Source organism: Serratia symbiotica (Periphyllus acericola) (assembly GCF_964019515.1).
Taxonomy (GTDB): domain Bacteria; phylum Pseudomonadota; class Gammaproteobacteria; order Enterobacterales; family Enterobacteriaceae; genus Serratia; species Serratia symbiotica_D.
Genome location: NZ_OZ026452.1, coordinates 201,078 through 220,355 on the forward strand (window position 1 = coordinate 201,078; position 19,278 = coordinate 220,355).

Consider the following 19,278-nt stretch of genomic DNA (forward strand, 5'->3'; position numbering starts at 1 on the left):
AATTATTTCCGCTACTAAGAAAATAATACCAGTTAGTGACTTATAATATTTTATATTTCAATATGTAACCTGTTAATCTGGTCACTCCAAGTGTAGGCTATATCCGGCAATGGCTGGTGGGCACTGCTGCAGGGCTTTCACAGGATATATGTTTGCTCAACTGGACCAACATATATTCTGCCACGCAGTAGCAAAAGTTACCACAAAGCATGTAGGGACAGGTTGATTGATAAATCACCTCTTGCTATGGCGTTGTTGAATAAATCGGATTTGGAATAAAGAGTCCCGTGAATGGGCAGCCTTCAGGCAAGGCGTACACTTTCTGGCATACCGGCGAGCGTCATCTTGTTTAGTGAACAGATCATGGCCAGCGCCTCTGCAACTTGCCCATCATAATCTCGCAGCGACAGGTGACCACCAAATAGCTGTTTTACTCTGTACCTCGCTGTTGCCGCTATCGAACCTCGGTGGTAGCCTGTGATACTTTTCCACCGTGTGTTGTCTCGGGTAAGGCGCTGGTTCGCCACTGCTTGATTTCGCTCTGCATAGTCTGCCGACCAATAACGGGCTCCGCTGCTGGGCGGTATTAACGCCTTGAGCTTCTTGCCCCTTAACGCATCATCACACACTCGCGTATCCTAAGCCCGATCCGCCGAGGCGACTTTGATGTTACGGTACCTCTGGCGGATAAGACCTGGGAAAGCTTCGGTATCGGTGACATTGCTCAAGGAAAGGTCAGCACAGATGACATCATGTGTTTCTGTATCTACGGCCAAATGCAGTTTTCGCCAGATCCGCCATTTTTCCTGACCGTGTTTTTTTGCCATCCACTCCCCTTCACCCAACACGTTGAGCCCGCTAGAGTCGATAAAGAGGTGCGCAATTTCACCTGGCGTTGGTGTTTTAAACGGGACATGGCCGGACTTCGCCCGCTTACTGATGCAGGTGTCGTCCGGGCAGTTCAACGGCACTTTGATCAGTGTGACAATGGAGTCGCCGAAGCCCTGTAGGGCGCGAAGTGTCAGGCCGAAAATCCGTTTCAGCATCAATACGCTGGTGATTGCCATATCAGAATAATGTGGTGGGCGACCACGCAGAGAAGGTTTTGCCTCGCAGTACCAGGCGTGAAGTGCCGTTTCATCCACCGAGAAAGTGAGTAAACCCCGAGTGATAAGGGCGTTGTTGTAAGCCTTCCAGTTGGTGATGTTGAACTTTTGCTGGGCACGGCATGTCGCTATTTTGACAGAAGGAGAGTGATCTGATCCGCATGCCGGCCAAATGTTCGATTTATTCAACAACGCCCTTGCTCAGGCGAATTTCACCAGCAGCCTGGCAGCATCTGCATTTCCTTGGGCACTACGCCTTCAGGGATAAGCAAAAACCAATTGATTTATATGCCATTTTGGCAGGGATTGACTGAAGGTAAATTGTTAATTTGAGCATTTCTAAAAATTTCGTGGATTAGGGGGGGCTTATAACCCCATATAATCGACAAAGGCCAACGCCAGGCGCAGGTTGGAGACGGCGGTTACTCTAATCATTTCACTTCCGTTTAAAAAAGAAACCCGCCAGTGTTCGGCTGACGTGCTGTGGATACTGGCGCACACAGGCTTCAAAGCCGCCGTCAATGCTGCAGACCGCGTCAAATCCATGATGCAACAAGTATTGCGCCACGCTGCGGCTGGTGTTAGTGAGGTGGAAGGCACCCGGCGTATGCCCGCATCAAAACTCTGCGTATCGCGAATATCAACCAGAGCGGCACTGCCATCTTTCCAACGGGTGTAAGCTTGCTCAACGTTGATCGCTTTAAACTATTCCATACTGCTGACTGCCTCATAATAAGAATATAGCGCCATTCTAGTCAATTATGCAGCCGTTTAGACCAGATTAACACTGTGGTTTTATCATACCAGCAGCACGTCGCCTCCCTGATTTCACCCGGCTAGCAAAGCTGCGACGACGTACATTTTCTTGTCTAGATGCTGGGTTTGGTAAATATTGAGCGGCGTCCATGCGGGTTATAGAGTCTACGTGGCTTCAGCGCCTTTGCAGACCTGGCGCCACTTGCCAATTTCATTCGGCTTATTGATGTCGCGGAGCGTGTGGTAGTGGGAGAGATATTAAACACTGCTATCACGTCTGCCATGGAAATTTGCCCGTGACGCGGTAAGAGATTGATAATGGCATTGTGGCGCTGGCACTCAGTCACGCAGGCTCCATCGGGAGATGGCGGATTGGTCGATGCTAGACCGCCGTTGATGCAGGAACCGAGCCTGTGCATCTCACCTTTGCGATCCTGCTGACAATACAACAGGTTGCGCTTGATAACGCTCATCATACACAGCCAGCTGGGATTATCGATCAACTCATCCAACACTACTGACAATCTGCCTACGCTGTGCGGTTATATAATATACAAGCCGCCAACAACGCTGCAAGTTCAAGTAAGAAGGGCATCAGTAGTAAGAGTGCTCACCGCGCTGATGCTCGGTCAGATCTCGCACGCCTTTCAACTCCGGGAACTGCAGCAACAGCTCTTTCTCGATCCCTTCCTTCAGCGTCACGTCAACCATGGAGCAGCCGTTACAGCCGCCGCCAAATTGCAGGATCGCCAGATTGTCATCTGTGATCTCCATCAACGTCACGCGGCCACCGTGGCCAGCCAGTTGCAGGTTGATCTGCGATTGCAGCAGGTATTTAACGCGTTCCATTAGCGGCGCATTATCGTCCACCTTGCGCATTTTTGCATTTGGCGCTTTTAACGTCAGTTGTAAACCCAACTTGTCGGTGACGAAGTCGATTTCGGCATCGTCCAAATACGGTGCGCTCAGTTCATCGACAAAGGCAGATAATTTTTCGAACTGTAGTTCGGTGTCCGTGGCTTCTACTGCGTCTGGTGGGCAATAAGAGACACCACATTCCGCTGTTGGCGTGCCGGGGTTGATCACGAATACACGGATTTGGGTGCCTTTTTCTTGATTTGCAAGCAGTTTGGCAAAGTGTTCCTGTGCAGCATCTGTTATATGGATCATAGCATTAGCTCAATAGTTGACTTCTACAGCAGGTTATAATACGCCCATCGCCATGGCACTACAACGTGCGGCAGATTTACCATATTTGTAGTGATGCGGCACCCTACCGATGCAACAGTGTAGCGATTTCCGCCACCGTACTGCCCGTGGTGACCACATCATCTAACAGGGCGACATGCCGTCCTGCGACTTGCTCATCGCAATCAAAGGCGTTGCGCCGCAGCGCCCACCGGCACTGAGTTGCTGCTGTAAGAGAGTTTTGCCTATCCGGCGCAATGCCGCTGGTCGATAGGTACAACTCAGACAATATGCTAGCGGCCAGGCTAATAGATTGCTCTGATTATAGCCGCGATGCCAGCAGCGTTTTGCTTGTAAGGGGACAGCCAAAATCAGATCGGGTTTGTTCAGATACAGCTCTCTGCGTGCTTGCGACCAGCTTAATAGCATCATGCGCGCCAGTATGGGTGCTAGCTCGGGGGCGTGCTGAAACTTGAACCTCTTAACCAACTGGCTTAGTGGGTTAATAATAGTCACTGGCGAACACCAACCGTTGCCATAGTGGCGGCTGTTGCAGGTAGCGGCCACAGGGGGGTAGCGGACTCACAGCAGGCAGCGCACAGCGCGGGCAGCACAGTGGTTTGTGCCGGTAGATTACGCAGGAAGTAGCTACAGATGCCGTGTTTGATAAGCTGTAATGGTTGCCGACATAGCCAACACCGGCTGCGGATTGATAGCATAGGTTCCTGGTAACGAACGAACTTACAAGGACATTAACCGATGACAGCGTTGTATCGGCAAATAATAGGTGAAGGTGGACGCGATCTTGTACTGCTGCACGGTTGGGGTTTGAATGCCGAGGTATGGGGCTGCATGCTGGCTCGTCTGACGCCGCATTTTCGCCTATATTTGGTCGATCTGCCCGGCTATGGCCGCAGCCAAGGGTTTGGCGCGATGTCGCTAGAGCAGATGGCTGAGAGGGCGCTCACCGCCGCGCCGCCACAGGCTTGGTGGCTCGGCTGGTCACTTGGTGGGCTGGTGGCCAGCCAGGCAGCGCTGATGCAGCCGCAGCGAGTACGCGGGTTGATCACCGTCGCGTCCTCGCCGTGCTTTGCCATGCTAGGCGATTGGCCAGGTATCCGCCCGGACGTGTTGAGTGATTTTCAGCATCAGTTGAGCCAGGATTTCCAACGCACCGTCGAGCGTTTTTTGGCCTTACAGACGTTGGGTACTAATAGCGCGCGTCAGGATGCCCGCCTGCTAAAATCGGTGGTGCTCAATCAGCCGATGCCCACAGTTGAGGTGTTGAACGGAGGCCTTGAGATATTGCGTACCGCTGATCTACGCCAGACGCTGGCGGGATTAGCTTTGCCGTTGCTGCGTGTCTATGGCTATATCGATGGATTGGTGCCGCGCAAGGTTGCCGAACGGCTCGACATTAGTTGGCCGCATTCAGTCTCTGTGATGGTGCCTAAAGCTGCCCACGCGCCTTTTATTTCTCATCCTGACGAGTTCGCGTCGCTTATTGTGTCTTTTAGCGCAGCACATTAAGAACCTATCCGAGTAGGCGTGAAATTAGTTGCCGCTAATTTGGATCAGGACAGCGCGCAATTACCGCAGCGCACAGGGCGTCCGTAAGGAAGGTGAGCACAGCCCAGGGCCAAAATGGCAAATAAAATAGCCTTATTTGATGGGTTATAAATATTGATGAAAAAGGCAGGATAGGGCGGCACTCATGAGATCACTTCAATCGATACACCACCGTACTGCACCCTTGCCCTTGCGGGCAGCTTTTGCAACTGCCACTCAGGCAGGTGTTGTTATCCTGCTTAATGCGCATCACCTTACCCATGGCCGTTAAACGTTCAAGCATCGCCTGTACCAGCGGTGTCGGCGCACCTAACAGACGGCTGAGCTGTTGCGCCTGCACGTTACCGTGTAGCGCAAGCGCATCACGTACTTTCAGCAGACTGGTCATCAGTGGCAGTTCCCCTGGGAGCACTTGCAGCAGGAGGCCGGTGTGGCGTTGCCCAGACGCACCGTGACGCGGCTGCGCGCCCGGCGTAGGCTACACAGGATCAACAGATTAACCAGCACTACCACCAGGATAACCGTCAGGCTGTACTGTGGATGCTGATTGAAAGTCGCCACCTGATAGAACAACGTCGCCAGCGAGTAAGCGATGTTCAGTCCCCACAGAATGGAGAACGTCATCCAGCCACGGCTTGATTCACGGGCGATTGCACCCATTACCGACGCGCAAGGTACATACAGCAGCACGAAAATCAAGTAGCTGTAGGCGGAGATGTTCGAACCAAACTTGCTGCTCATCACCCCTACCGAACTGACCTCCATCTCCCCTTCGCCCTTATTGGCTTCGATAGGATTGGCCAGCACGCTCAGGCTGAAGGTGTTTTTCAGCCCTTGCCAGGTTTTCCGCAGCGCGCCGTCCAGCTCATCCAGCAGATTGAAGCTGGCGGCGTCGAATTCCTGGTTGCTGATACGTTCGGCGGTATAAAGGGTATTCAGCGTGCCGACCACCACTTCTTTCGCTATGGCACCGGCCACCAAGCCGACTGTGGCCGGCCAGTTATCGTTGTGCACGCCCATCGGTTGTAGCAGCGGCGTCATAATTTTTGACACCGACGCCAGCGCGGAATCGTTGATGTTGTCGACCGGTTTGCCGCTGAACGTGAAGCTGTTTAGGCCACCGATAAAGATGCTGGCTATCACGATCACTTTGCCAGCGCGTAGCACGAAGTCTTTCAATCGTTGCCAGGTTTGCAGCAGCAGGCTTTTAAGGTGCGGTACGTGGTAGACCGGCAACTCCATGACGAATGGTGAGGCTTCGCCGCGCATGAGGGTGTATTTCAGCACCAGGCCGGTGAGGATCGCGACCACGATGCCGAGCATATATAGCGAAAACACCACCTCCGTGCCGTCCTGTCCGAAGAAGGCGGCGGCAAACACCGCGAAGATCGCCAGGCGGGCACCGCAGGACATGAAAGGTGCCATCATGATGGTGATCAGTCGTTCACGCTGGGCGTCCAGCGTTCTGGCACCCATGATCGAAGGCACGTTGCAGCCGAAGCCGACGATCAGGGGCACAAAAGATTTGCCCGGCAGCCCAAGTGCCTGCATCAGACGATCCATGACGAACGCTGCACGAGCCATGTAACCTGAGTCTTCAAGGAAAGATAGGAACAGATACATCATACCGATCTGCGGCACTAGCGGTAGCACGGTATGGATGCCGCCGCTGACCCCTTGTGCCAGGAACAGGGTCAGCCATTCAGGGAAGTGTAAGGTATAACCGAGCCACTGAATGCCCTGAATGAATATGGCCTCCGACCCGATATCGAAAATCGGCTGTAGCGCGCCACCGATGTTGATCGCCAGCAGGAACATCAGGTACATCACCAACAGGAAGATCGGCACCCCCAGCCAGCGGTTGAGGATCACTTTGTCCAGCAGTTCGGTCAGGCGGTTCGGCATCGCCTGCTGCGAGTTGCTGACCTCATCGCATAGGGTGGTGATCGACTGGTAACGGGCATCGGCGATCACCAGCGCCGGATCTTCCTGCTGTTGCAGCGCCAGCTTGGCCGCCGGCAGCAGCGTAGTGGCGGGGCCAGCCAGGCTGTGGCTGTAGATATCACCTTCAAGCATCTGCAACGCCAGCCAGCGGCGTTGCTCCGTCGGCAGGTGCTCCGGCATGGCGTCGCTTAGCGTGGCGACCTCTTTCAGCAAAAGCGATGGGTAGCTCACCAGCGCTTTCAATTCGTTAAACTGATGATTGTCGATCATCTGCTTCAGCACGCCGATGCCATCGGCCTTGGTAGAAACCATTGGAACCACCGGGCAGCCCAGTCGCGACGACAGCGCGGCGATATCGGTATTGATGTGCTGACTTTTGGCGATATCCAGCATGTTCAGTGCGATGATGCACGGGATGCCCAACTCCAAAAGTTGCAGCGTCAGGTAGAGATTGCGCTCCAGGTTGGAGGCGTCGATCACGTTGATCAGCAGATCGGCATCGCCACTGAGGATGTAGTAGCAGGCGATCTGTTCGTCGAGCGAGGTTTGCTCCGAGATGGTGGTCAGGGAATAGGTACCTGGCAGGTCGACCAGCTTAGCTTCAGACTGTGGTGTAGTGAACTGACCTTCCTTGCGTTCGACGGTGACGCCCGCCCAGTTGCCAACCCGCTGCTTGGCTCCGGTCAGTTGATTGAACAGTGTAGTTTTACCGGAGTTCGGATTACCTACTAAGCCGATGTTGAGTTTTTTCATAATCAAAGATTATACGAGTTAGTGAAAACAACGCCGACGCAATGGAAAAGCGGCAATCGAACCCAATGACGACGGCTCAGGGTTGCTCGTCAAGCAGCAATAGGGCTAGATCTTTTCTGCGCAGCACCAGGTTGACGCGGTGGGTCTTGATTGCTATCGGATCGCCGAGCGGAGCAACGCGCAATATCTCGAATGAGGAGCCGGGCAGCATACCGAGCGATAGCAATTTCTGGCGATAGGCAGGCCCAATTTCGCTGGAGAAGCCGACGATCTTATAAGTGTGTTTGGGCAGAAGAGGCATGTCATTAACCTTCCGGGAGTTGGGGGAGTAGTGCTGATGATTATTGCGCGTTGTCGGCGAACAAGATGCGCCATCGGCGTTACTCACCCATAAATCTGCGCATAAAAAAACCAATAATAGTGAGAATCGTTATTGCTTGCAATGCGAAAAGAAAGGGAATTGGTAACCAATTGTTATTGTGGTAATCGCAACCGCCAGCAACATTGCTTTGATGAAAGCTGTATGACTAACGGCACAGATGAGAATGATGAGCAATCAGTTGCGTAGTTGTGATTGATTTCATAGCTTTGAAAATTATGGCGACAGTTCTGTCGCCTTTTATTTTCACCGTGGGGAATTTAATAATATTTTAATGGGGGAATACGGGCGGTAACCATAGGTGTTTCGCCCATATAGCCCATATAAAGGCTTTGTTGAATAAAATAGCCTAATGGCATAGATGCTTAATGCCACGGGCTGCTTTTACCGCTATTACCGCCGTACAGTGCTGTGACATCACTTGGATCAAAGAGATAATGATTACCGCAGTAATCGCAATGCATATCAATATTGCCGTCTTGCTCCAACATTTCCGCCACTTCTTCGGTGGGTAGTGTCAGCAGCGCATCGGTACAACGTTGGCGCGAACAGGTGCAACGGAACAGCACATCCTGCGGCTCATATAGGGTAACCTTTTCTTGATGGTACAGGCGATACAGCACTTCGTTAGCTGGCAGGCCGAACAGCTCTGCGCTTTTCACTGTGTTGGTCAGTTGCACCAAATGGTCGAAATCGTTGGCGTTGCCCTCCTGCGCCGGTAACGCCTGCAATAGCATACCAGCCGCTACTTTTTCATCTATGTGGATGAACAGGCGGGTTGTCAGTTGTTCTGATTGGCGAAAATAGGCTTCCAGACATTCTGTCAGGGTTTCACCCTCCAGACCGACCACCCCCTGATAACGCTCACCTTCCGTTGGCGAAATAGTGATGACCATGACGCCATTGCCGATGAGCTGATGCAGGGTGCTATCTTCGGTAACGGGGGCTTGTACGCGCGCCACGCCACGCATTTCCTGGCGGTTGTTGCCATTGATCACAGCCAGCTTCAGCGGGCCATCACCTTGTAACTGGACGGTGATGTCGCCATCGAATTTCAAGGTGGCGGTCAACAGGCTGGTCGCGACTAGCAGTTCGCCCAACAGTTTCTGTACCGGTGCTGAATAGTCGTGATTGCTAAGTACCTGCTGATAGGTTTCGCTGACGGTAACCAGCTCACCGCGAACCGCATAATTTTCAAACAGGTAACGGTACAATTGGTTAGGGTTAGACATAATTTTCTCTCATTGAGGTGAGTGATTATTCCGGCTCACCAAATTTGAATTTTATCAGGTTGCGTCGCTCCTTTGTTATCAGGACGGCGATCTGGATGCGGCATAGTCAAGGCGTTCATCTTGCGTGCGAGCGCCATTTTTTCGCGCTTGGCGATACTGGCATCGGTTTCCTGATATGCCTGCTGCGCCTCACATGCACTGCGTCGCTGGTTAGTCAGTGACAGTACGATCACTATGCGCTCTTCGTTGCCTTGGCGCAGTGTGATCTCGGCATTGAGCTCAACCAACTTGCTTGGCTTACCGCGCTGCCCATTTTAGTTCACTTTACCACCGTCAATCATCTCCCGCGCTAACGCACGGGTTTTGTGGAAACGTGCCGCCCACAACCATTTATCCAGCCGAATCGCCTGGTTGCGTGTTTCCTGTTCTTTAATGTTTATCCCCCTGAGAGCTGCTGGTATCAACAGCCGGAACGCAGGGTGCTGAAAGGTTTTTCCGCACCATGTCACAAAAGCTGATCTGTTTTCAGATAACCCGATATGTGGGTGGAAAATGATAAATCAAGTTATTTATCCAAAGCCTGAGCCGGGTATGGCGGCCAAACTTGGCCACCTTGGCACCTCTGGGATAGGCTCTAAGCTCTGTTTACCCATATTGAGATAGAAATGGGGGGCGTGTAGGCTAAGCTGATTAAAAAAGTCAATATACCCGTCATGCTCCGAGTTGCCTGTGTGTGAGCTTTCCTCGCTCATTCCAGTCATTGACTGGGATGAGCACCTGGGGATTGCTGCGTTGCCGCCATCCTACAACTCGAGTTGTTTTGGGTATAGTTTTATGTGCGTTAACGCACAATGTGACTAATATTAAATTTGGTCAACGTTTGAACACTGACGAAGCCTGTGCTGTACCGATCATTATTTTGGCTATCCCTCTGCGCGCCTGATATTGCCGCTGGCTGACGGGTAACCCCTGTGAGGCAATCATGAATAAACACCCGCAACAACCTAAAATTCTGAAAGTGGTCACGGTTGCGTGTTTACGTCTATTTCACGTTGAGTCGGTCGATTTGGAATTCAGTAACGAGGAACGGCGAGTGTATGAGCGCATGCGACCTTCACTGCGTGAGGCGGTGATAATTGTGCCTGTGATCGGTGACCACCTGTTGTTGATCCGCGAGTATGCGGTGGGTACCGAGTCCCATGAACTAGGTTTTCCGAAAGGCTTGATCGATCTGGGTAAAAAGATATTGGAGGCGGCCAACCGCGAATTAATGGAAGAGGTGGGATTTGGGGCCAAACGCTTTGATTTCCTCAGCAAGCTGAAGATGGCACTATCGTACTTTTCCAGCACAATGAATACCACAGAGCCTGATAGGGGATGAACCAGAGCTGTTTCCGCAGGTACGTTGGCCGATTGCCAACATGATGGCACTGCTGGCGGAGCCGGACTTCCGCAAAGCGCGCAACGTCTGCGCACTGTTCCTCAGCGAAGCATTTTTACGCAGCTCGCGCTAAGCGTTATCCCACTGCTGAATCAAAAAGGCCAGAGATCGCTCTGGCCTTTTTGATCAGAACAGCTCGCGTCTTTCGCCAGCGGGAGCCATCAACGTGATTCTAGTATCGCGCGATGGATAGTCCGTAGGTTGAGTGCCTTAGATGAAATACTCAGAACGGCTACTATTGCCTTGCCACCATCAGAGAGCTTGCCGCTGCTCTTGTCGATGATGACCCTGATAATGCCCGCAGGCGGGGTGACCTCCTGCTCTGGAATACCTTCCAGCGCAATTTTCATGAAATCATTCCATGCCGGTTGTGCGCTCTTGGCACCGCCTTCACCGCCGGAAATTTGATCTGGGATGGCTCCTGAGGCCGTTGAACGGCCCAAATCACGGCGATGATCATCGAAACCGATCCATACAGATGTCACGGTATCCGGGCCATAGCCGGAAAACCAAGCGTCTTTCGAGCTGTTGGTAGCGGTTTTACCGCCAATATCATAACGTTTCAAATCACGCCCTGAACGCCATGCAGTGCCCATCCAGATTTGTTCACGATAGATATTGCTTGTTAATGCATCGTGGAGCAGGAACGCCAATTGGCTGCTGATGACGTGCGGCGCATACTGCTGATCGCCCTCCTTCTGAACTTGGGCAGGGGTAACTTGCTCTAACTGAGGCATCGGTACGTTACTGTTATTGCTTTCCTGCGACATGGCAACGTTTTCGACGTTATCGTCGGAAAGCAGCATTGAACGTTGGGTATCACCGTAAATCACTGGCAGGTCACACTGACTACAAACCTCCTTAGGCTTGGTTACGAATGGCGTGTTACCGCTATCATCTTCGATTTTGGTGATGAAGTACGGCTCCACCAGATAACCACCGTTTGCCAACACCGCATGGCTGCGCACTAACTGCATGGGGGTGAAGGATGCTGAGCCTAGCGCCAATGATTCGGTGTGCAAATATTCTGCGCTGGGAAACCGAAACGTTGTAGGTATTCCGCTGCGTAGTCAACGCCCATGGCACGCATCACGCGTACCATCACCACGTTCTTGGATTGGCCCAGCCCTTGGCGCAAGCGAATCGGGCCAGCGTAGGTGGGAGGTGAGTTCTTTGGTCGCCAGTAGGTGACAGCACCGGCATCCCAGCGGGTGATCGGCAGGTCGTTCAGAATGGTGGCCAGTGTCATCCCCTTATCAAACGCAGCGGTATACAGGAACGGTTTGATATTCGAACCGACCTGACGCAGCGCTTGAGTTATGCGGTTGAATTTGCTCTGATTGAAATCAAAACCGCCGACCAGCGCTTTTACCGCGCCATCGTTCGGGTTAATCGACACCAGCGCCGAGTTGACGTCCGGATTGCTGCCTTCTGCCAACATTGCTGTATCTTCCTGAGCGTTGGCGGCGGTGATCACCGCTGGCACCAGCGGGCCGTAGTGGGGCAGGTTTTTTAGTGTGTCAACGATCTGGTTTTGATCCCAGGCTGCGGCACCGAATCTCCACAGCACCTTGGACGGGCCACGGTAACCGTGGCGCATATCGTAAGCCAGCACGTTGTTGCGCACTGCCTTCTGCGCCGCCAGTTGCAGCCGCTTAGTGATTGTAGTGTAGACCTTGTAGCCATCGGTATAGGCGCTGTCACCATAGCGGGTAATCATTTTCTGACGCATCATCTCGGAGAGATAAGGGGCGGAGAAGCTGATTTCTTGCGTATGGTAGCGGGCCACCAGATGTTCAGTAGGGGCCTGATCATACTGCGCCTGTGTAACGTAATTCTCATCCAGTATACGCGTCAGCACCACGTTGCTGCAGGCGACGGCACGACGGTTGACGGTTAGAGTAGAGCGGGTTGAAGATGGAGCGGGCTTTCAGCAGACCAGCTATAGTCGCCATTTCGCTTAAGCTAAGCTGGTTGACGTTTTTACCTAAGTATACTTGTGCAGCGGCACCCACGCCGTAGGCGCGGTAACCTAAATAGATCTTGTTCAGATACAGTTCAAGGATATCGTACTTAGACAACATTCGCTCGATGCGCACCGCCAGGAAAGCTTCCTTGATCTTACGCATCAGGGTACGTTCCGGGCTCAAGAAGAAGTTTCGCGCAAACTGTTGGGTGATGGTACTTGCCCCTTGCGACGCGTGGCAAGAGATCAGCGCAATAGAGGCAGCGCGGAAGATGCCGACTGGATCGACGCCATGGTGCTCATAGAAACGGCTGTCTTCGGTAGCGATAAATGCGTGCACCATCACCGATGGGATCTGATCCAGCTTCAGCGGGATCCGGCGTTTCTAGCCGAACTGAGCGATCAGTTCGCCATCAGTACTGAAAACATGCATCGGTATCTGTAGCCGTATGTCTTTCAGTGTTGTAACATCATGTAGCTGTGGCTCGATGTATTTGTACAAGCTAAAAATCGAGGCTGCTCCCAGCACAATGCAACACACTGCGAAGATTAAAAAATACTTTACGAACTTCACCTGAGATTTCCCATTTTCATGTCATTGGGCAGTCTAGAAACAACCGCGCGGTAGTATAAAGGCAAGCCTGCAACATGGATATGTTCTTTAATTTAAATTTATCATCATCGGATGGGGGCTTGGCGAAAAATATGTTCTATCAATCATGGCAAGTGGGGCTGGATATACAAAACCAAAGTGTGCGAGCCTTGGCCGTTCAACGTCTCCGCGATGGATGGCAACTACGCCACTGGTGGCAGCATAAGTTGTCGCAGGCGGTATTGTGCGACGGTTGCCTGGAACATTCCAATGCCCTGATCCAGGAGCTACGACAGTGGAGTGTCCAGTTACCAAAATATATTTCCCGATGCATTGCATTGCCAGCTCAAAGGGTTTTGCAACAGAGAATGCCGCAGCCGGATGCGCTGCTGAAAGAACCGCAGCGCAACGATTATATTAGTATCCAAGTGGGCGTTGTTGAATAAATCGAACATTTGGCTGGCACGCGGATCAGATCACTCTCCTTCTGTCAAAATAGCGACATTCCGTGGCCCAGCAAAAGTGCAACATCACCAACTGGAAGGCTTACAACAACGCCCTTATCACTCGGGGCTCACTCACTTGCTGGGGGGATGAAACGGCACTTCACGCCTGGTACTGCGAGGCAACACCTTCTCTGCGTGGTCGCACACCACATTATTCCGATATGGCAATGACCAGCGGGCAATGACCAGCGTATTGATGCTGAAACGGATTTTAGGCCTGACACTTCGCGCCCTTCAGGGCTTTGTCTACTCCATTGTCACACTGATCAAAGTGCCGTTGAACTGCCCGGACGACACCTGCATCAGTAAGCGGGCGAAGTCCGACCATGTCCCGTTTAAAACACCAACGCCAGGTGAAATTGCGCACCTCGTTATCGACTCTAGCGGGATCAACGTGTTGGGTGAAGGCGAGTGGAAGGTAAAAAAACACGGTCAGGAAAAACGGCGGATCTGGCGAAGACTGCATTTGGCCGTAGATACAGAAACACATGAGGTCATCTGTGCTGACCTTTCCTTGAGCAATGTCACCGATACCGAAGCCTTCCCAGGTCTCATCCGTCAGAGGTACCGTAAAATCAAAGTCGCCTCGGCGTATCGGGCTTAGGATACGCGAGTGTGTGATGATGAGTTAAGGGGCAAGAAGCTCGAGGCGTTAATACCGCCCAGCAGCGGAGCCCGTTATTGGTCGGCAGACTATGCAGAGCGAAATCAAGCGGTGGCGAACCAGCGCCTTACCGGAGACAACACACGGTGAAAAAGTATCACAGGCTACCACCGACGTTCGATAGCGGCAACAGCGAGGTACAGAGTAAAACAGCTATTTGGTGGTCACCTGTCGCTGCGATATTATGATGGGCAAGTTGCAGAGGCGCTGGCCATGATCTGTGCATTAAACAAGATGACGCTCGCCGGTATGCCTGAAAGCTGCCCATTCAGGGGACTCTTTATTCCAAATCTGATTTATTCAACAAAGCCTGTTTATGATCTAAAAATGATGCACATCGCCTCCTTGGAATCAACGGATTTAATCTGGTTGTTGCAACAAACAGGCGATGAAATTCTCGATTACAAGCAAGCAGTGGCCTATTATTATACTGACTTCCCCAGATTTTGGATTGTTTAGGTCTATAACTCGTCTACAATGTCAAGTAAGAAAAGTATGCATAGCAGACCCAATGGATTGCAAGTTGAGGATAGGCGGAAAGCTCATTAACCTCTTGGAGCTTAGATAGGTAAGCGCTTGAGGTGCGCGGGTGCAGCCAACAGCGCGGCGGCTTGCAAGACTAAGGGGATAAAAGCCTGCTAAGCTAATGGTTCCGGCATCTTCCGCTCACCACGAAAAATAATTAACGATGACACACACCAGCTATAACGCTGATGCTATTGAAGTACTCAGCGGTCTAGAACCAGTACGCCGTCGTCCCGGTATGTATACCGACACAACGCGTCCCAATCACCTCGGCCAAGAAGTGATAGATAACAGCGTTGATGAAGCCTTGGCTAACCACGCTAAGCACATTGAGGTGATTCTGCACGTTGATCAGTCGCTGGAAGTGATTGATGACGGCCGTGGCATGCCGGTGGACATCCACCCCGAAGAGGGCGTACCAGCGATTGAGCTGATCCTGTGCCGCCTGCATGTCGGCGGCAAGTTCTCGAATAAAAACTACCAATTCTCCGGTGGCCTGCATGGAGTGGGGATCTCGGTGGTCAACGCCCTGTCTAAGCGGGTAGAAGTCAACGTTAAGCGTAATGGCAATGTCTACGGCATCGCCTTCGAAAACGGCGCCAAGGTGCAGGATCTGACGGTGACCAGTACATGCGGCAAACGCAATACCGGCACCAGCGTCCATTTCTGGCCCGACGAGCAGTTCTTCGATAGCCCGCGCTTTTCGGTTTCACGCTTGAACCACCTGCTTAAAGCCAAAGCAGTACTGTGCCCAGGCGTCAAAATCGACTTCATCGACCAGGTGAACAACACCGAGCAGCGCTGGTGTTACCAAGACGGCCTGACCGATTACCTGTTGGAAGCGGTCAACGGCCTGATGACCTTACCGACAGCGCCGTTTGTCGGTAACTACGCCGGTGATACAGAAGCCGTCGACTGGGCGCTGCTGTGGTTACCGGAAGTAGGCGAGCTACTGACCGAAAGCTATGTTAACCTGATCCCTACCATTCAGGGTGGTACCCATGTCAACGGGCTGCGTCAGGGGCTGCTGGACGCAATGCGCGAGTTCTGCGAATTTCGTAACATCTTGCCACGTGGCGTAAAGCTATCAGCGGAAGATATTTGGGATCGCTGCGCTTACGTGTTGTCGGTGAAAATGCAAGATCCGCAGTTCGCTGGGCAGACCAAGGAGCGGCTGTCGTCACGCCAGTGTGCGGCCTTTGTTTCCTGCGTGGTGAAAGACGCTTTTAGCCTGTGGCTGAACCAGAACGTTCAGGCGGCGGAACAATTGGCTGAACTGACGATCTTCAGTGCTCAGCGCCGTCTGCGTGCTGCCAAGAAGGTGGTGCGTAAGAAACTGACCAGTGGGCCAGCGCTACCGGGGAAACTGGCAGACTGCACTTCGCAGGATCTGAGCATGACCGAACTATTCTTAGTGGAGGGGGACTCTGCAGGTGGCTCTGCCAAGCAGGCGCGTGACCGTGAATATCAGGCGATCATGCCGTTGAAAGGCAAGATCCTCAACACCTGGGAAATTTCCTCCGACGAAGTGCTGGCCTCGCAAGAAGTACACGATATTTCCGTGGCGATCGGCATCGACCCGGACAACGAAGATCTCAGCCAATTGCGCTACGGTAAAATCTGTATCCTGGCGGATGCGGACTCGGACGGTTTACACATCGCCACGCTGCTGTGTGCATTGTTCGTCCGCCACTTTAGTTCGCTGGTGAAGGGTGGCCATGTGTATGTGGCGAAGCCACCGCTGTATCGTATCGATATCGGCAAAGAGGTGTTCTACGTCCTGGATGAAAAAGAGAAAGCTGGCGTGCTGGAACAACTTAAGCGTAAGAAGGGAAAACCGAACGTCCAGCGCTTTAAAGGGCTGGGTGAGATGAACCCACTCCAACTGCGAGAAACCACGTTAGATCCGAACACACGCCGTCTGGTGCAGTTGACGGTAAACGCCGACAATGTGGTTCAAACGCTGGCAGTGATGGACATGCTGCTCGCCAAGAAGCGTTCAGAAGATCGCCGTAATTGGTTGCAAGACAAAGGCGATATGGCCGAACTGTCGGTTTGAACCGTTCTCAGGCCTGGCGCTGCCTGCAACGCCAGATAACTCAGGGTAGAATGCTCTAGAAGCATGGCTGGCGCTGACCGATGAGGGGCAAAGCTCGCCCAACCATGCGTGTCAAATCATCCGCTCGGTGGAAAATGCCGACGAGCAGAGGGGACAAATGATGCATAAACATACCGACCTATTAGCTTCCAGCCAGCAATCATGGCACCTACTGTGACAGCCACCACGCAGATAGGTTACTATTACCAGAAGAATATCCCCTTTGTCGTCTTTGTCGTCCAAGAGTTACTGCCATGCCAAGGTCTGAGGATAATTGAGTAATGAGTGATCTAACTCATGACGGTGTAGAGCGTTTACCGCTGCACACCTTCACTGAAAACGCCTATCTGAATTATTCCATGTACGTCATCATGGATCGAGCGTTGCCGTACATTGGCGATGGGTTGAAGCCAGTACAACGCCGCATTATTTACGCGATGTCCGAGCTGGGGCTGAGCAACAGAGCCAAATTCAAGAAATCGGCCCGTACCGTGGGTGACGTGCTGGGCAAATATCATCCGCACGGTGACAGTGCCTGTTATGAAGCCATGGTGTTGATGGCACAGCCGTTCTCATATCGCTATCCGCTGGTAGATAGTCAAGGAAACTGGGGTGCACCGGATGATCCCAAGTCCTTTGCCGCCATGCGTTATACCGAATCGCGGCTGTCCAAATATGCAGAAGTCCTGTTAGCTGAACTGGGCCAAGGCACTGTCGACTGGGTGCCAAATTTTGACGGCACCCTCCAGGAGCCGAAGATATTGTCGGCGCGTCTGCCAAACATTTTACTCAACGGCACCACGGGTATCGCCGTCGGCATGGCAACCGATATCCCACCACACAATGTGCATGAAGTAGCCACCGCCGCAGTGGCACTGATCGACAAGCCGGGCGCTTTTCTCGATGATCTGCTCGTATTCGTTCAAGGGCCGGATTTTCCCACTGAAGCCGAGATCATCACCCCGCGTGATGAAATTCGCAAAATTTACCAGAATGGTCGCGGTTCGGTGCGCATGCGAGCCGTGTGGAACAAGGAAGACAACAATGCAGTGATCACTGCACTGCCACACCAGGTTTCCGGTGCCAAAGTGCTGGAACAGATCGCCAATCAGATGCGTGCCAAAAAGCTGCCGATGGTCGAAGATCTGCGTGATGAGTCCGATCACCAGAACCCGACGCGTCTGGTTGTTGTGCCGCGCTCCAACCGCATCTATCTGGATCAAGTGATGAACCACCTGTTCGCTACCACCGATCTGGAACGCAGCTATCGCGTCAACATGAATATGATCGGTTTAGATAATCGCCCACAGGTAAAAGGGTTGGTGGAAATCTTAACCGAGTGGCTGACGTACCGTCGTGATACGGTACGCCGTCGGCTTAACTATCGCCTTGAGAAAGTGCTGAAACGCCTGCACATTCTTGAAGGTTTGCTGGTGGCGTTCCTCAACATCGATCAGGTGATCCACATCATCCGCAGCGAAGACGAACCTAAACCGGTGCTGATGCAGAGTTTCGGTATCTCCGACACCCAGGCGGAAGCGATCCTAGAGCTGAAGCTGCGCCATTTGGCCAAGTTGGAAGAGTTCAAGATTCGCGGTGAGCAGGATGCGTTGGCCAAAGAACGCGGTCAACTGCAAGCACTGTTGGCCTCTGAGCGCAAACTGAACACCCTGCTCAAGAAAGAGATCCAGGCTGATGCGCAGGCTTATGGCGACGACCGCCGTTCCCCCATTATCGAGCGCGCAGAAGCCAAGGCGATGAACGAGCACGATTTCGTGCCGTCCGAACCAGTGACTATTGTGTTATCCGAGATGGGCTGGGTACGTAGTGCCAAGGGGCACGATATCGAACCAGGCGGATTAAGCTATAAGGCTGGTGACAGCTTCCGTAGCGCGGCGCGCGGCAAGAGCAACCAGCCGGTGGTGCTTATCGACTCTACTGGGCGCAGCTATGCGCTCGATCCACTGACGCTGCCTTCGGCACGCGGCCAAGGCGAGCCACTAACCGGCAAGCTGACGCTACCACCGGGCGCTACCATCGAACAGGTACTGATGGCACCAGACGATCAGAAACTACTGATGGCATCCGATGCTGGCTACGGTTTCATTTGCACCTTCAATGATTTGGTGGCGTGCCACCGCGCTGGCAAGGTGATGATTACCTTGCCGGATGACGCCAAAGTATTACCGCCAATAGAGATCCACGGCGAAAACAACATGCTGCTATCGATCACCGCCGCTGGGCGCATTCTGATGTTCCCGGTCACCGACCTGTCACAACTATCGAAGGGCAAGGGCAAAAAGATTGTCTCCATTCCGGCGACGCAGGCGGCAACCGGTGAAGATAAACTGGCTTGGCTGTTGGTGCTACCGCCACAAACTTCCATAACCCTGCATGTAGGAAAACGTAAGCTGACGCTGAGCCCAGAAGATCTGCAAAAATTCCGTGCCGAGCGTGGCCGCAAAGGCACCCAACTGCCACGCGGCTTGCGGCGCATCGACTGCATAGATGTGAATGCGCCACAGCGTGCTGCGATAGTAGGTGACCAAGAATAAGCAA

General features: G+C 52.7%; 10 protein-coding genes and 9 pseudogenes. 8 read left to right on the forward strand and 11 right to left on the reverse strand.

Annotation, left to right across the window (positions count from 1 at the left end; genetic code table 11):
* Positions 1–302: 302 nt before the first annotated feature.
* The 5 genes and pseudogenes from AACL06_RS01185 to AACL06_RS01205 form a co-directional block, all read right to left on the reverse strand.
* Positions 303–1,238, reverse strand: a pseudogene (locus AACL06_RS01185) (IS5 family transposase).
* A gap of 304 nt (positions 1,239–1,542) precedes the next feature.
* A pseudogene (locus AACL06_RS01190) lies at positions 1,543–1,802 on the reverse strand (rhodanese-like domain-containing protein).
* 173 nt (positions 1,803–1,975) lie between these two features.
* Complete coding sequence (locus AACL06_RS01195; RefSeq protein WP_339037424.1) at positions 1,976–2,377, reverse strand: DeoR family transcriptional regulator; 402 nt, start codon at positions 2,375–2,377, stop codon at positions 1,976–1,978.
* A gap of 79 nt (positions 2,378–2,456) precedes the next feature.
* Positions 2,457–3,032: a Fe-S biogenesis protein NfuA gene (gene nfuA / locus AACL06_RS01200; protein WP_339037426.1), complete on the reverse strand. Its 576-nt coding sequence runs from the start codon at positions 3,030–3,032 to the stop codon at positions 2,457–2,459.
* Positions 3,033–3,135: 103 nt separating this feature from the next.
* Positions 3,136–3,769: pseudogene (locus tag AACL06_RS01205) on the reverse strand (DNA utilization protein GntX).
* Positions 3,770–3,809: 40 nt separating this feature from the next.
* Between AACL06_RS01205 and bioH the strand changes: the two are divergent.
* Positions 3,810–4,580 (forward strand): pimeloyl-ACP methyl ester esterase BioH, encoded by a 771-nt coding sequence (gene bioH / locus AACL06_RS01210; RefSeq protein WP_339037428.1) that lies wholly within the window; start codon positions 3,810–3,812, stop codon positions 4,578–4,580.
* 190 nt (positions 4,581–4,770) lie between these two features.
* Here the strand turns inward: bioH and AACL06_RS01215 are convergent, their stop codons facing one another.
* The 5 genes and pseudogenes from AACL06_RS01215 to hslR all read right to left on the reverse strand — a co-directional run bounded on the left by AACL06_RS01215 (position 4,771) and on the right by hslR (position 9,361).
* Entirely contained in the window at positions 4,771–5,007 is a 237-nt protein-coding gene (locus AACL06_RS01215) for a FeoC-like transcriptional regulator (protein ID WP_339037430.1), read from the reverse strand.
* Positions 5,007–7,316 carry a Fe(2+) transporter permease subunit FeoB gene (gene feoB, locus AACL06_RS01220; protein WP_339038446.1) on the reverse strand — a complete coding sequence of 770 codons (2,310 nt, stop codon included), beginning with the start codon at positions 7,314–7,316 and terminating at the stop codon, positions 5,007–5,009. Before feoB ends, AACL06_RS01215 begins: the two co-directional genes overlap by 1 nt.
* A 76-nt stretch (positions 7,317–7,392) precedes the next feature.
* Positions 7,393–7,617 carry a ferrous iron transporter A gene (feoA, locus tag AACL06_RS01225; protein ID WP_339037432.1) on the reverse strand — a complete coding sequence of 75 codons (225 nt, stop codon included), beginning with the start codon at positions 7,615–7,617 and terminating at the stop codon, positions 7,393–7,395.
* 443 nt (positions 7,618–8,060) lie between these two features.
* Complete coding sequence (gene hslO / locus AACL06_RS01230) at positions 8,061–8,927, reverse strand: Hsp33 family molecular chaperone HslO (RefSeq protein ID WP_339037434.1); 867 nt, start codon at positions 8,925–8,927, stop codon at positions 8,061–8,063.
* 25 nt (positions 8,928–8,952) lie between these two features.
* A pseudogene (gene hslR, locus AACL06_RS01235) lies at positions 8,953–9,361 on the reverse strand (ribosome-associated heat shock protein Hsp15).
* A gap of 548 nt (positions 9,362–9,909) precedes the next feature.
* Here hslR and nudE point away from each other — a divergent pair.
* A pseudogene (gene nudE, locus AACL06_RS01240) lies at positions 9,910–10,441 on the forward strand (ADP compounds hydrolase NudE).
* Between the two features lie 53 nt (positions 10,442–10,494).
* On the opposite strand, the pseudogene AACL06_RS01245 reads toward nudE, so the two are convergent.
* A pseudogene (locus AACL06_RS01245) lies at positions 10,495–12,908 on the reverse strand (PBP1A family penicillin-binding protein).
* A 131-nt stretch (positions 12,909–13,039) separates the two neighbouring features.
* Between AACL06_RS01245 and AACL06_RS01250 the strand changes: the two are divergent.
* The 6 genes and pseudogenes from AACL06_RS01250 to parC form a co-directional block, all read left to right on the forward strand.
* Positions 13,040–13,348 (forward strand): annotated as a pseudogene (locus tag AACL06_RS01250) (pilus assembly protein HofM); the annotation flags it as partial.
* 13 nt (positions 13,349–13,361) lie between these two features.
* A complete protein-coding gene (locus AACL06_RS01255; protein ID WP_339037436.1) occupies positions 13,362–13,523 on the forward strand; it encodes a hypothetical protein in 162 nt (53 codons plus the stop codon).
* Positions 13,456–14,357 (forward strand): annotated as a pseudogene (locus AACL06_RS01260) (IS5 family transposase); the annotation flags it as partial. The gene AACL06_RS01255 and the pseudogene AACL06_RS01260, both read left to right, overlap by 68 nt.
* A gap of 51 nt (positions 14,358–14,408) precedes the next feature.
* A pseudogene (locus AACL06_RS01265) lies at positions 14,409–14,522 on the forward strand (YqiA/YcfP family alpha/beta fold hydrolase); the annotation flags it as partial.
* Positions 14,523–14,784: 262 nt separating this feature from the next.
* Positions 14,785–16,680, forward strand: coding sequence for a DNA topoisomerase IV subunit B (parE, locus tag AACL06_RS01270; protein WP_339037437.1), 1,896 nt, complete (start codon positions 14,785–14,787; stop codon positions 16,678–16,680).
* A 320-nt stretch (positions 16,681–17,000) separates the two neighbouring features.
* Positions 17,001–19,274, forward strand: coding sequence for a DNA topoisomerase IV subunit A (gene parC / locus AACL06_RS01275; RefSeq protein ID WP_339037438.1), 2,274 nt, complete (start codon positions 17,001–17,003; stop codon positions 19,272–19,274).
* Positions 19,275–19,278: the final 4 nt, after the last annotated feature.

Bases quoted from the DNA above. Each gene is read 5' to 3' on its own strand.
- hslO (WP_339037434.1), bottom strand. From the start codon at position 8,927: ATGTCTAACCCTAACCAATTGTACCGTTACCTGTTTGAAAATTATGCG.
- nfuA (WP_339037426.1), bottom strand. From the start codon at position 3,032: ATGATCCATATAACAGATGCTGCACAGGAACACTTTGCCAAACTGCTT.
- feoB (WP_339038446.1), bottom strand. From the start codon at position 7,316: ATGAAAAAACTCAACATCGGCTTAGTAGGTAATCCGAACTCCGGTAAA.
- feoA (WP_339037432.1), bottom strand. From the start codon at position 7,617: ATGCCTCTTCTGCCCAAACACACTTATAAGATCGTCGGCTTCTCCAGC.
- bioH (WP_339037428.1), top strand. From the start codon at position 3,810: ATGACAGCGTTGTATCGGCAAATAATAGGTGAAGGTGGACGCGATCTT.
- parE (WP_339037437.1), top strand. From the start codon at position 14,785: ATGACACACACCAGCTATAACGCTGATGCTATTGAAGTACTCAGCGGT.
- parC (WP_339037438.1), top strand. From the start codon at position 17,001: ATGAGTGATCTAACTCATGACGGTGTAGAGCGTTTACCGCTGCACACC.
- AACL06_RS01215 (WP_339037430.1), bottom strand. From the start codon at position 5,007: ATGACCAGTCTGCTGAAAGTACGTGATGCGCTTGCGCTACACGGTAAC.